This is a genomic window from Ammoniphilus oxalaticus (assembly GCF_003609605.1).
Lineage (GTDB): Bacteria > Bacillota > Bacilli > Aneurinibacillales > RAOX-1 > Ammoniphilus > Ammoniphilus oxalaticus.
Genome location: NZ_MCHY01000002.1, coordinates 124109 through 137068, shown reverse-complemented (window position 1 = coordinate 137068; position 12960 = coordinate 124109). Strand labels below are relative to the sequence as shown.

The following is a 12960-nucleotide window of genomic DNA, read 5'->3' as shown; positions in this document are numbered from 1 at the left end:
AAATATGTTACACTAAAATGAGCAAAGCATGTTCGAAGTCGTTTGGAAGGAGCGTGTGTAAAGATTGCGGTTTTTATTTCTCACAGACACCCACATTCGGGGTACGGCCCCAGCGAATCGACTAGATCCTTTCCCAGAGACATTGAAATTGAAACTAAAGGAAGCGGTCGCTGTTGCCAATGAGTTGCAGGTGGAGGCGGTGCTGCACGGAGGAGATGTGTTCGATGTGCCTGCGCCGTCACCGTCTGTCGTTGGTGAATTCTTATCTATTTTTAACGCGTTGCAAGCACCTTTGTATGGGATTGTCGGGAATCACGACGTGTTTGCTCACAATCCGCAAACATTAGATCGGACGATGCTTGGGTTGGCCAATAAACTGGGCGTGATCCGCATCATTCATCCAGGCGAGCGGATTTATTTTGAGAAAAAAGGTCAGCGGGTCCAAGTCACTGGACAACACTTTCATCTCGATTTGGACCGCCGAGACCCGACGTTAGATTACTGTGTCACAAAAGAGCAGGCGGATGTCGCGATTCATCTCGTTCACGGGATGTTGCTGGACCGTCCGTTTATCGAAGGGGTGGCCCACACGTTAATCGATCAAATCGTTCAAACGGAAGCGGATTTGACACTGTGCGGACACAATCACCTTGGCTTCCCTGACACGATAAAAGATGGGAAGATGTTCGTCAACCCCGGCGCGCTCGTTCGGTTAAGCAATCATCCCCGTGAAATAAGTCGAACACCGCAACTCGTTTTAATAGAGGTGAATGATCAAAAATTAAGTTATCGCAAAATGCCGCTGCGTTCCGCTCCGCATGGGAAGGATGTACTCGATCGCTCACAGGGGGAAGAAGCCATTTATCGTGAGCAAAAGATGCGTCAGGTTGTCGATCAGATTCGTCAAGCCGGCCAGTTTCAATACGCAAATGTTCATGAACTAATCGAGCAGTTGGCGAGTCGCGAAGGAATTGAACCCGCCGTGCGTCAAATTGTTTTGGAGCAGATCGCCCAAGCGCAAGAACGGTTGGAGGAGGAGAATGATTGAAGGGGATTCAACGCGTCATTATCGAAGATTTTCAATCGCATCGCTATACAGAGATGGAATTGGCGGCTGGTTTTAATGTGATCACTGGACCGAGTGATCAAGGGAAGACAGCGATTTTACGCGCGATACGCTGGGTTTTGTATAACGAGCCGAGGGGCTTGGACTTTATTCGGGTGGGGGCGACGAGGGCCAAGGTAACGTTAGTGATGACTGACGGGACGAGTGTGATCCGTGAACGAAGCTCTTCGCGTAATTTGTATACGGTTATGATTCCAGGCGAAGAGGAACAACGCTTCGAAGGATTTGGCATGCGTGTGCCGCAAGAGGTGATCAAAGCGACGGGCGTAAGCCCAGTGAAGATCGATGAGGACCATCGCGTCGCCCTTAATATCGGGATGCAATTGGCGCCGCCTTTTTTACTCGATAGTAACGGAGCGTTCAAAGCGAAAGCAATCGGGCGGCTAAATGGCGTCCATCTGTTGGATCACGCGCATCGGACGACGAGCAGTGAATTAAGCAGCAAACAAATTGAACAACGTCGCCTGCAAGCCGATTTAGAAAAAGTGAACGAGCAATTAGAGACCTATACCGAGCTTGCCGATTGGCAGCGTCATTTAGAACGAGCGGAGGAAAACGTGTCCAGTCTGAAGCAATTGGAACAACGCGTTGTTGATTTGCGTCAACTTGAGGCGCAACGCCTTGACCTGACCGATAAATTAGCGCGGGCTGCTCATTTTTTAGATGGGCTTTCGACGATGGATCAAGCGGACCAGCGGTGGAACGAAGCGCAAGCTAATGAACATAAATTAACGCTCTTGGTGACGCTCGGTAAACGATTGAACACTATTCGCGGTGAATTGCGGATCGCCACGCAAGTTATTGCGCAAACGGAACCGTTAGCAACTGGAGAGTCCTTGCATAGCGCCGCGCAACAGAAGACAGAAATGTTAGCGGTTTTACTTCAAGGCGCGACTCGTCTACGAGAAATCGCCGAAGGACGCGCGCGGATGGAGGCAATTTGCGTCCAGACGGAACAGCTCGATCAGGCTGGGGAGCGGTTGATTGAGTTGGAACAGACGACATTGCGCGCTGAGCAGGTAACGAACTTGTTTGAAAAACAACGCGAATTTAAAATGTTGCATCGTCGAATCCGTACCGTGGCGGAGCAAACGAACGGGCTGGAAAGAGCGCAAGTGGGATTGGAACAGGCGCTCGCCAAACGGCAATCGGTTGACACGTTGAGCGCTTACGCTGAGCGATGGCGCCAAGCAAAAGGTCAAATGGTAAAGGTTCGAGCTTATTTAGAGCGAAGTCATTCGTTGCCTCGTTCTGAACAGTTGGCTCAAACAGCGCAACACCGCATGGAACTGACTGCCCTTTTAAGAGACTATCATCGAAAATGGACGGAACTAAAGGACCAACAAGAGCGGTTAAACCAAGAGCTTAAGCAAATTGACCAACATTTAGAGACAACGGCAGAAACGTATTATCAACATTTAAAAAAGATCGGTAGATGTCCGATTTGTTTAGGCTCGATTGAGACGCATACAGTCACCCGCATCATTGCGGAATTGAACGGATAAGGGGGAGGGAGAACTGATGAGCCAAGAGCGATTAAATCAGTTGAAAACAGCGATCGAAAAGGGGAAGGAATTACGAACGCGAGCGCTAAGTCGCAAAGAAATTTTGGAGCAACAAGAAAAAGAACTGGTCGAAGAAATTCGCAAACTAGGCGTGGACCCTGAACGGATCGAAGCAGAAATTCAAAAATTACAAGTGGAGCAGGAAAAACTGCTGAAGGAAATTGAGCGTCTGATTCCGTCTGATCTTTTGAAGTAGGAGGGGAACAATGTGAAGTTTGCGCAATGGGAAGAACAGACGAAGCGGTTTCGGCAACAATACGAACGAAGACGGGGACAACAAGATCGGCTCTTGCAAGAACAAGCGGAGCGAAAAACAGACCTGGCGCGCAATCAAACAGAGATCGAAAATTACACGAAAGCTCGCTTTTTGCTGCAAGAAGCGGCGATGTTTGCCCGTGAACAAGCCCGACAAAATATTGAGACGTGGGTCACAGGGGCTTTGCAATATGTGTTCAATACCGATGAGATCGCCTTTAAAGTTGCGCTTGATGAGAAAAACAATCGTCCGGATGCCCAGTTTTATGTCGTTTCAAACTATGATGGTGTGTTAGTCGAGACGAAGCCTGAAGATGCGCGCGGCGGCGGGGTTGTCGATATCGTTTCGCTTGCGTTGCGGATCGCCTTAATGGAGTCTGGCAAACAACAGACCGACGGTCCACTGCTGCTCGACGAACCGGGCAAACATGTTTCCGAAGAATATGGGATGATGTTAGCTCAATTTTTAAAAGGCGTAACCCAACAAACAGATCGGCAAGTCATCCTTGTCACACATAATCAGTATTTGGCTGAATCGGGGGATCGGTCCTTTGAAGTAATCCTTAACAAAGGAACAAGCCTTGTGACCGAACGAAACGCAGGAGGGCCCCAAGACTCGTAATGTTCAACAGCAAACTGTTACCGATGGCTGGTTGAGGAGTCTGTCACTCATTTGCGGCAGACTCCTTGTTATGCTCATTATCGATTTTGGATACGATCGTTTAAAACAGGCAACATTTTGGATTCGGCGATCATCGCTCCCTCACAGAAAGGGCATACGGGCTCTGAGGAAAAAGAAAAGTCTTTTCTTGCCCAGCCTGAACAATCTTCTGTGACGCAATCCCATATATCTGTCATCACTTCTTCAATCGGTTCAGCCTCTTTTCTACGGTTAAAAAACAAAAGGAACCCCTCCTTTAAAAATGATTTCCCTCTAGTATTTCTCGTTGCAGGAAAAAATATCCTCGCATTTTAATGGATCCGCTTTACAGTCAAACACTTATTCGGGTAAAATAAGAACATACATTCTATTTGAGGGAGGGACTTACGCATCGTGGGTTTCAGTTTTGTTCATGCGGCCGATCTTCATCTTGACACGCCATTTGTCGGCTTAAGTCATTTGCCGCAGATGATCCGCGAGCAGATTCAACAATCGACATTTGCCGCGTTGGATCAGTTGGTCCAACTCTGTCTGGAGGAAAATGTTGATTTTTTGATCATCGCTGGAGATGTGTACGATTGTAAGGAACGCAGCTTAGCGGCTCAACTTCGTTTTCAACAGGCGATGTGTCAATTGGCGGAGCGGGGGATTCGCGTGTTTGTCGCCCATGGGAATCATGATCCGCTCGATGGATACCGAGCCCAGTTGAATTTGCCGCCCGCTATTCATGTCTTTTCGGGTGAACAAGTGGAAGCGATTCCCGTGTGGCGCAATGGGAAGGAGATTGCGCGCGTTTATGGGATGAGTTACGCAACTTCGCGGGTGACGGAACGGCTCGTTCGTCGGTTTAGACGAGAGACTGCTGTTCCCTATGCGCTCGGTGTTTTACATACAAACGTGGGCGGCGATCCGTCTCACGATAACTACGCTCCTTGTTCGCTTGAGGAGTTAGCGCAGACGGGAATGGATTATTGGGCGCTCGGTCATATCCATCGGAGACAAGTGTTGCGCGAACGACAACCAACGATCGCTTATGCGGGGAACACCCAAGGCAGACATTCGAGAGAAAGCGGGGAGAAGGGGTGTCTGCTTGGGCGTGTGAATCACGCAGGGGAAACGACGCTCACTTTTCGCCCGTTAGACGTGATTCGTTGGGTTGAACATACAGTAGATGCTGAGGCGAACTCGACGGAGCAATCGTTGATTGATTTGTTAGATGATGAGATTGGTGGCTTGAAGGCGAGTAACGGGAATCGTTCATTAATTATTCGTCTGCGGTTGCGCGTCGGACAGACGCTTGCTGACCAGCTCGGACGCCACGCCTTTTTGCAAGATATACTTGATCGTTATCGCGTAGAACAAACGCCTTTTTTATGGCTGCAACAGATCGATTGGGAGCAACAGCTCGTCGAAGAGGAAGATCCATTTGTTGTTGAATTGTTGAATCAATGGTCTGAACTTAGCGGTGATGCAGCGTTACGCGAGGCATGGTTGCAAGAAGCTGTAGCGCCGTTATTGAATGAGCACCGACTCGGCAGTAAATGGCTCGCCAATTTGAGGGATGAGCCGATCGATTGGGAACGGGAAGTGGAGCGGTTAATTCGGGGTAATAAGTAGCTTAAGGAGGTGGAGCGGGGTTGTATATTCGATCGATCCATATTTATGGTTTTGGCAAATATCACGATTTTTGTTTGGACCTAAAACCTGGCTTCAATGTGATTGAAGGCATGAATGAAGCGGGGAAAAGCACGTTGCTCGCATTTATTAAAGCGGTGCTGTTTGGTTTTGAGAATCGGCGTTCACCAGCAATGCGCTATGAACCGTTGGAAGGCGGTAGCTTTGGCGGTAATCTATTGTTAGTCGATGAGGGCGGGGCTGAATACCAGATCGAACGAACAGGGAAACGAACGTCATTAGGTTCGGTTCGGGTAACGATGCCGGATGGAACGGAACATGGCGACGAAATCCTTGCCGCGCTGTTGGCCGGAATGTCCCCCACATTTTACGCGAATATTTTTGCGTTTGGGCTAACTGAACTCTCTTATTTGACCACGCTAACGCAAGAGGAAGTGACAAGCTACCTTTATCATGCGGGAACAAATCTCTCTTTGCCGACCCTGAAAAAAACGTGGCATGAAGAGCAAGAACGTCTCTTTAAACGGCGCGGAGCGCAACCAAGTCTCAATCAATTGCTGACTCAATTGGAAGAAATCGAGCAGCAAATTGAAAGTTTGCAACGCGAGAATGAATATTATAACGATTGGCTTGCTAAACGCGAGGAACTCGATCATGAAATAAATCAGCTTGAAAAACAAATGGTTTTGCTAAGCAATGAGCAAAAGCAATGGTTGAAAAGCAAAGAAGCCTATGCTCTTCAGAAAGAATGGAAGGTCTGTCAAGAACAGGCTAGTCAGCTCCCTTTAGTAGATTCATTTCCCGAAAATGGGGTTCGACGCTTGGAAGACATTGAACAGCGGATCTTAACGGCAAGCGTTGAGCTAGAAGAGACCCGCCAACGGCTGGATAAGTTGATCATCGAACGGGATGCGATTATACTCGATCCTCGCATTGAGCAATTGCAAATAGAGTGGGTCGGTGAACAAAAGGATCGATGGCAGCAAAAGCGAGAACGACTTGAGATCATTGAAAAAGAAGTAGCCTGGTTGGACCGTGAACTGCAACGCGCGATACAACAACTGGGCTTGGAATGGACCGAACAACGCTTGCGCCAATTTGATGTATCACTCAGTAAAAAAGAAATCATTCGCGACCATCGCCGCAGAATGGAACCGTTGCAGGCCGGGTTGCAAGCGATTGCGGAACTGTTGCAAACGAAACAAGCTGAATTGGAGGCCTATCGACAACAGGCGGATCAGGTCCGCGAACAAGTAAGCGCGTTGAGGAGTGAACAGCAGCTGGTTGAGTTGGAAGCAAGATTAACCGCTTGTCAACGTTTATTGCTTGAAATAGAAACGATCAAACAACAAGAAGCGTGGCTTAATTTACAATTAAGTGATGCGCAACGGTCGTCTACGGTAATCGGGCCCAATCGGTTGTTGATCTTTTTGGTCCTAATTGGCCTACTGGGAACCGTCGCTATCACGATCGTAAATGCGCCGTTTTCGTGGATTGCGCTTATATCGCTCGCGATTGCTCTGATCGCAAGCGCGGCGATCTATGTGACGTCGATCCGCAAAGGCCCCCCTCAACAAGCTACCGATCATCCGTTGCAAAAGGAAGCGCATGCGCTGCAAAAAAAACGTATAGAAACAGAGCGGCGGTTAAGCCGTTTGGTCGATTCATTAGGCGCGGGATTTGATCTGTCTTCGCTGCAACAGGCTTTAATCGAGGTGAAAGAACAGCGCGAACATCGATTGAAACAAACGGACAAACTAGTGTGGCTTGAAGAATTGCTTGAACAACTTGAGCGGGAGAGGCAACAATTGAATGATCGTCAGCAAACCCTACTTAAGCAACAAGAGCAGGAGCAAGCTGAGTGGCAAGCGTTGTTAGACGAAGATGGTCTGTCGGAGCGCTTGAGTCCCGACGGAGTGTTGGAGGTACTCGCATTGGTCGAGCAGAGTCAACAGTTGTTATTGAAGCGAGACCGCGAGCAAGAGATACAAGTAAGCTTGCAAGCGGAATGGCAGGGTTTTCATGATAAGATGAGCGCCGTGTGGCAACAGATAGAACTGCCTGATCAACCTGACGATCCGTTGCGAATGCTGGTTGAGCTGAAACAAGTGATGACGCGTGAAAAGCAACGAGCTGAAGCAAAGGAAATTTTGGAAAAGGAAAGCGAAGCGGAACATGCTCGTTTGCAGATGAAAGAACGTTTCTTGGAGAAATTGCGGGAGCAGCGTCTTGACTTATTGCGTTCCATTTCAGTGACAGACAGTGAATCGTTCAGAAGATTATATCGTCAAATGAAAGAACGTGAGCAACTTGAAGAGAGAATGCGGATGCTCGAGCTGACAATGGACACTGCGGATGTAGATGAGCGCATTAAGAAAAGGATCGATGAATACCCGCTTGATTATATTGAACAACAAGCGAATCGCTATGCAACAAAGGGAGCGGAGGCTCAAATGCGGTTGAAACAGCTGGCGGATGAACGCGGTCAATATACGAATCGTTTGCGCCAACTAGAACACGGCGAACAACTATCGCAATTGAAACAACAGCGTCAAGAATGTTTAACCGCTGCTCAAACCGAGGCAAAAAGGTGGATCACGCTGCGACTGGCCAACCGCTTGCTTGCGCAAACGCAAGAATCGTATGAAGCTCGTAAACAACCGCAAGTATTGCGGGAGGCTTCTGCCCTTTTTTCGGAAATGACCGCGGCAAGGTACCAAAGGGTGTTATCACCCATTGGTGAGGAACGTTTGCTCGTTGAACGAGAGGATGGTTTGCGGATGGAACCGCAATATCTCAGCCGAGGAGCGCGTGAGCAATTGTTTCTGTGCCTGCGTTTTGGGCTAATTAAGGAGAGTAGTAAGACGAGTAGGCCGCCAATCATTTTAGACGATATTTTCGTTAATTTTGATGATAACAGGAAGCGAGCGGCGCTTGATTGTTTGCATCGTTTTACATCTGAACACCAAATACTTTATTTTACGTGTCAACAACGGGCTGGCCAAATGGTAGATGAGTTAAATTTGTCATGCCATCATGCGCGGTTGGAATGATCATAAATGAGAGGAGGCGGGGAACCGCTCTTCTTGTTTGGATTCATTCACAGAATAGTCACGCGAACACAATCGGATTATTGGTTAACTCTGGTATAATAAGATGTGTTCGCCTCCGTTTTGACGGCGAAACAAATGAACAGAGAGGATGAAATTTGGCGCGATGATAGAAAACATTGAATACGTCGTCACACTGGACAAGCCGCATGGGGAACGAGGAAAAATGATGCTACTACAACGAGACGGCGCTTTTGAAACGCAATGGTCGCTTCTTGGAACAGATGAAGAAGAACTTAGTATTCAGTATGCGGGACCGAGCTTAGAACTTGCTTGGCAAGCCGCAGAGACCCTCATACTTGATAAAATCAAACAGGGGTATCAACTCCACAATCCTTTTATTCCCCACTTACTCGAAACATTGTCTCCTCGTTTTACGCTCTCCCGAAAAATGGGCTACTATGCGGCTCAACATTTCAACCCATCCCTTTACAAAGAATTAAAAGAATGGCGCAGAAGCGCTGCCGCCACAAATAAATTGCCCCCCTATATTATTGCGACAGACAAATTACTTACACTTCTAGCGGCGTTCATCCCGCATCAAGACCAACAACTGGAACAGTTGCCTGGAGTGGGCGAACAGCGGAAGGCTCAATATGGCGCTGAGATCTTGGAAATCACAAAGAAATATGAGCAGCCGCGACCTTTTCCATTAGGGTGGGTTGAAGAGGAGGTTCGCTGGGATACACTCGCTTTTTGGATGATTTCCGAACATCGACTTCAGAAACAAAAAAGACAGCTTCGCACAGAGCAAGAACGAGATGAAAGAGTACATTTGTTGCAATTGATAAAAGCGGCGACGCCGATTGAGGAGGCGATCAAGCAGTTAAATCTTTCAATGGAGATCGTCTTGAAAAGAATCCAACAATTAGCCGAGATGGGTTATGACCCGCTTGAATATGTAAAATCACAAGTGGCTGCGATTCAAGAACGCCAGCAGATCACTGAACTCGTCGCGAGGCTTGGCGGTGAACGACTCAAACCAATCTATACTCAACTTTATGGGACTGATGAAGAGGGTGTTGAACGCAGCGAAGTAGGTGAACGATATAATCGTATTCGCTTAGTGCGGGCGTATCTGAGCTGGAGCGAGGCCGACAAGTCTAGTCGCGCCTTAAAAGGTGAAGTTGTTTAAATGGCAAAATGTGGACAAGCTATATAAAAAGGTTCTGTTCTGTTTAGAGCTAGTATTTAGGAGAAACTCATCTATGCATCTTTCCTTTTTGTGTTATATCGGTCCAATTTATCGACTGGCTGTTATTTTTATTGCATCGATTGTGCTTGCCTTCTCATACAATCAATTTCTAATTCCCAACAAAATATTAAGTGGTGGTTTGTCTGGTATCGGAATGATCATCGGGTTAACGACGCCGTTAAATACGGGATTTACCATTTTTGCCTTAAATGTCCCGTTGTTCATCCTTGGTTTTTTAAAACTAGGTAAGCGTTTCATCGGGTATAGTGTTTTTTCCGTCGTTGTTACTACGATTTCGATGCAGATTATTCCGCTTGAGCCGATCACACAGGAACCGTTGCTTGCTTCCGTCTTCGGCGGTGTGTTAGTCGGTGGATCCGTCGGTTCAATTTTCAGATTTCGAGGGTCAACGGGCGGCTTTGATATCGTCGGTTTGCTTCTAACGTTAAAAAAGGATTTTCCGTTAGGGAGTTTGATTTCTTCTATGAATGCGATCGTCGTATTTATTTCCGGGTTTTTATTTGGCTGGGACCTGGCTCTATACACAATGTTATCGATCTATGCGGCGGGTAAAGTGATCGACACGGTTCATACGAAGCACATCAAATTAACGCTGATGATTATAACGAAAGAAGCCGAAAAATTAAGGGATAGCATTTTGATCGGGTTTCATCGCGGGATTACGATTTTGGATGGGGAAGGGGCCTACACGAAAGAAAAGATGAAAGTTTTGTTTGTGGTCATTTCGCGTTATGAATTATCGGAGATGAAAGCGTTGATCAGACAAACCGATTCACACGCTTTTGTAAACATTACCCAGACATTCGATGTATTCGGCTCTTTTCGAAAGAATGATTAAAAACAAAAACAGAAAACGACGCCTTAGTGAAGAGCGTCGTTTTCTTTGTTATAAGCTATACTCGCTTCAATTATCTCAAGTAAATCTTCGGGTTGTACAGTACTAATTCCCTGCCTCAACACAATCTCCAGCTCCCTCTCCTGTGAAGTAAGAAGTTGGTAGAGTTCAGGCCTTACAGATAAAACGATGTCTGAAAGTCTCAGTGTTTGCGTTTCCATCTGAACATCACCTCTAATCGTATTTTTGTATTTCGATCAGAATGAAAATGTTGCCTGGCGGACATATAACGAAACGAACCCTTGCAAAAAAGTATAACATAAAACTTAGTTACATTCTATTACATGATTGCGCCATTTTTTGCATACCCATAGTTAGGGAGGTGCAGAAAAAAATGAGCGAACTTCTTCACATTTTTCAAATGACATCGAAGCCGTATTTAACGGGAGAAGAACAGCAACGGTTTTGGAGAAGAGTCCACCGCTATATGCTCCAAAAGAAGCGTTGGTGGAGACAGAGTATGGACAGGATTGGAATCGATTTAATTTACGAAGGAACAAACCCTTACAATGTATATATGACACTTCCTCAACATCTGATCAACCATTTTCCACAATATCCTCGCGCCAAAGAAAGAAGGAGCAGGGGAAACTGGTCTTATCCGACCGTGGATCTGACAGCGTTAGCCGTCCCCGCCCATCTTTCTGTCTGTGAATTAAAGTTAAATTTTGATCAAATGTTTTCCCTGCCGTCCAGTGACGTCATTTTTCCAGATCATCTCCTATTGGAAGAAGGAGAACGTGCTCGTGTCAGTTTCACGCTGGTCCCCGTTGAAAAGCAGCTCAATCGGAAAAATCATCACGTTTTTCATACGAAAATGGAGAACGGATTTAGGCCTTATCGTCAAGCATCTCATTGGTTTATCGTCTTTATAAATTGGTTGCGGCGGATTGTTTTTAAACGAGAACTTGGCGAACAAGGGCAGCCCTTTTTGTCAAGGGAAACACTTCGGAAATTAAACGATTCCCATTTTAGCGTGAAGATTCGGGTTGCGGCGGAACAGAGAGTTCTTCCCAAATTAACGCTTCCGTTTACTGAATTAAAAGGGGAAAATGAATTAAAAATTCAATTTTTGGCTAAAAGCGAGCAAAAGTCATCGTTACGAGAAATGAATAGATTAAAAACAGGCGGCCGTCATTTAAGCGATCAGAATCTATTAGGCGGACGTGAGCTTTCATACTTATTCTCGTTTCTATCCGAGCAAGAGCAGCCAAGCGAGAAAATCGCCCGATCTCATTTTTAAGTGATATTCTTTCTCCTCTGTGAATATAAACTAGAAATCAATATTTTTTCACAGAGGGGAGAACAATTTTTTGTACCAGATGAATAAGACGACTGTAATGATCGCCATTCTTTTTTTAGTTACTGCCATAGCCCAACAACTACAGGTCACACCACCGATTCTTCTCGGACAAGCATTTTCAAAGGAATTGATTGCGACGATCATGGACCAACCGATAGATGAACAATATGAGCAACTGAAACAAGAAACGGGTCAGACGCATTTGGTCGCGGAGGCCAAGCATGAAAAATTATTGCTAGACAACACGTCTGCGTCAAGGGTATTACTTTTGCAACAGGAATTAGCGGATAAGCGCCGTCAATTTCGTCAGGAAGCGCAAAGTTCAGACGTGACAACGCTTGATTTACGTAAGCCTTCTGGTTTATCAGCGGGAGAGGCTGATCGGTTATTGGCAGGGACAGGCCTGGAAGGTTTAGGTAAGGCATTTGTGGAAGCGGAAAATGATTATGAGGTCAATGCTTATTATTTAATCGCGCATGCCGCGTGGGAAAGTGGCTGGGGGAACTCGAAAATTAGTCGCGAGAAAAATAATTTATTCGGGTTTATGGCCTATGATAACAGTCCGTATCAAAGCGCCAAGCATTTCAAGACGAAAGCCGAGGGGATTGACGTAGTCGCCAAATTCATCAGCCAAAATTATTTGCAAGAGTCCGGGCGTTATTATCACGGTCCGACGTTGAAAGGGATGAATGTGCGCTATGCTTCCGACGGCAATTGGAACCGGGGTATTGCTAAGGTAATCCGTTCATTGGTTAACAAACCTGTGAACGATCCGATGATCGCGTAATTTTCGACGACAGACAGGCGGGCGATTTAACAGGAGAAAATCGTGTAGTCTCTCATCGAAAGCCGAACCTTCTCCAATCTAAGAGAGCAAGGTTAGAAAAATCCTAACCTTGCTCGTATCCGTCGATCTCTACGTTATCGTTTTTTAGCGATTGCATTCTTTCGTACGGCAATCGGGTGTAAAAAAGTGATTGAGACCTAGGCTAGCTCCTTCCAGGCTCAAACCGCGGAACGTAATCACTAAGAACAAACCAATTAGTAACGGCATCGCTAATTTACTCACTTTTTCAATCCCACTCTGCACCCCTTTAGAAAGAGTGACAAAGATGACCGCCCAGATAATCACGATGAAATGACGGCTTGCCAACAACCGAGCCACTCCCCCCTTTCTTCTGCAAACATCCACAA

At 46.5% G+C, this 12960-nt stretch carries 13 protein-coding genes; 10 read left to right on the top strand and 3 right to left on the bottom strand.

Features of this window, described 5'->3' with window-relative positions:
• The first annotated feature begins 64 nt into the window (after nt 1-64).
• Genes BEP19_RS01475 through BEP19_RS01460 form a run of 4 tightly spaced genes read left to right on the top strand, consistent with a single transcriptional unit; the run spans nt 65 to nt 3568 of the window.
• Nucleotides 65-1048 carry a metallophosphoesterase family protein gene (locus BEP19_RS01475; RefSeq protein ID WP_120188091.1) on the top strand — a complete coding sequence of 328 codons (984 nt, stop codon included), beginning with the start codon at nt 65-67 and terminating at the stop codon, nt 1046-1048.
• A complete protein-coding gene (locus BEP19_RS01470) occupies nt 1045-2631 on the top strand; it encodes an AAA family ATPase (protein ID WP_120188090.1) in 1587 nt (528 codons plus the stop codon). Before BEP19_RS01475 ends, BEP19_RS01470 begins: the two co-directional genes overlap by 4 nt.
• Before the next feature lie 16 nt (nt 2632-2647).
• On the top strand, nt 2648-2887 hold the full coding sequence (locus BEP19_RS01465; RefSeq protein WP_120188089.1) for a hypothetical protein: 240 nt from the start codon (nt 2648-2650) through the stop codon (nt 2885-2887).
• Between the two features lie 12 nt (nt 2888-2899).
• Nucleotides 2900-3568, top strand: coding sequence for an OLD family protein (locus tag BEP19_RS01460; RefSeq protein WP_120188088.1), 669 nt, complete (start codon nt 2900-2902; stop codon nt 3566-3568).
• A gap of 77 nt (nt 3569-3645) precedes the next feature.
• Here BEP19_RS01460 and BEP19_RS01455 read toward each other — a convergent pair whose 3' ends face one another.
• Nucleotides 3646-3849, bottom strand: coding sequence for a cold-inducible protein YdjO-related protein (locus BEP19_RS01455; protein WP_245983221.1), 204 nt, complete (start codon nt 3847-3849; stop codon nt 3646-3648).
• A gap of 151 nt (nt 3850-4000) precedes the next feature.
• Between BEP19_RS01455 and BEP19_RS01450 the strand changes: the two genes are divergently transcribed.
• The 4 genes from BEP19_RS01450 to BEP19_RS01435 all read left to right on the top strand — a co-directional run bounded on the left by BEP19_RS01450 (nt 4001) and on the right by BEP19_RS01435 (nt 10406).
• On the top strand, nt 4001-5224 hold the full coding sequence (locus BEP19_RS01450; protein WP_170145220.1) for a metallophosphoesterase family protein: 1224 nt from the start codon (nt 4001-4003) through the stop codon (nt 5222-5224).
• A 20-nt stretch (nt 5225-5244) separates the two neighbouring features.
• The gene (locus BEP19_RS01445; RefSeq protein WP_120188086.1) at nt 5245-8295 is read left to right on the top strand and encodes an ATP-binding protein; all 3051 of its coding nucleotides are present in this window, start codon (nt 5245-5247) and stop codon (nt 8293-8295) included.
• A gap of 163 nt (nt 8296-8458) precedes the next feature.
• Nucleotides 8459-9487 carry an HRDC domain-containing protein gene (locus BEP19_RS01440; protein WP_170145219.1) on the top strand — a complete coding sequence of 343 codons (1029 nt, stop codon included), beginning with the start codon at nt 8459-8461 and terminating at the stop codon, nt 9485-9487.
• A gap of 73 nt (nt 9488-9560) precedes the next feature.
• The gene (locus tag BEP19_RS01435) at nt 9561-10406 is read left to right on the top strand and encodes a YitT family protein (protein ID WP_120188084.1); all 846 of its coding nucleotides are present in this window, start codon (nt 9561-9563) and stop codon (nt 10404-10406) included.
• A gap of 23 nt (nt 10407-10429) precedes the next feature.
• On the opposite strand, the gene BEP19_RS01430 is transcribed toward BEP19_RS01435, so the two are convergent.
• A complete protein-coding gene (locus BEP19_RS01430) occupies nt 10430-10624 on the bottom strand; it encodes a hypothetical protein (protein ID WP_120188083.1) in 195 nt (64 codons plus the stop codon).
• Nucleotides 10625-10797: 173 nt separating this feature from the next.
• Between BEP19_RS01430 and BEP19_RS01425 the strand changes: the two genes are divergently transcribed.
• Both BEP19_RS01425 and BEP19_RS01420 read left to right on the top strand, forming a co-directional pair.
• The gene (locus BEP19_RS01425) at nt 10798-11706 is read left to right on the top strand and encodes a hypothetical protein (protein ID WP_120188082.1); all 909 of its coding nucleotides are present in this window, start codon (nt 10798-10800) and stop codon (nt 11704-11706) included.
• A 79-nt stretch (nt 11707-11785) separates the two neighbouring features.
• Nucleotides 11786-12553 (top strand): N-acetylglucosaminidase, encoded by a 768-nt coding sequence (locus BEP19_RS01420; protein WP_245983240.1) that lies wholly within the window; start codon nt 11786-11788, stop codon nt 12551-12553.
• 144 nt (nt 12554-12697) lie between these two features.
• On the opposite strand, the gene BEP19_RS01415 is transcribed toward BEP19_RS01420, so the two are convergent.
• Nucleotides 12698-12931 carry a hypothetical protein gene (locus BEP19_RS01415; RefSeq protein ID WP_211329293.1) on the bottom strand — a complete coding sequence of 78 codons (234 nt, stop codon included), beginning with the start codon at nt 12929-12931 and terminating at the stop codon, nt 12698-12700.
• Between the last annotated feature and the right edge of the window lie 29 nt (nt 12932-12960).

Bases quoted from the DNA above. Each gene is read 5' to 3' on its own strand.
- BEP19_RS01465 (WP_120188089.1), top strand. From the start codon at position 2,648: ATGAGCCAAGAGCGATTAAATCAGTTGAAAACAGCGATCGAAAAGGGG.
- BEP19_RS01440 (WP_170145219.1), top strand. From the start codon at position 8,459: ATGATAGAAAACATTGAATACGTCGTCACACTGGACAAGCCGCATGGG.
- BEP19_RS01435 (WP_120188084.1), top strand. From the start codon at position 9,561: ATGCATCTTTCCTTTTTGTGTTATATCGGTCCAATTTATCGACTGGCT.
- BEP19_RS01430 (WP_120188083.1), bottom strand. From the start codon at position 10,624: ATGGAAACGCAAACACTGAGACTTTCAGACATCGTTTTATCTGTAAGG.
- BEP19_RS01425 (WP_120188082.1), top strand. From the start codon at position 10,798: ATGAGCGAACTTCTTCACATTTTTCAAATGACATCGAAGCCGTATTTA.
- BEP19_RS01420 (WP_245983240.1), top strand. From the start codon at position 11,786: ATGAATAAGACGACTGTAATGATCGCCATTCTTTTTTTAGTTACTGCC.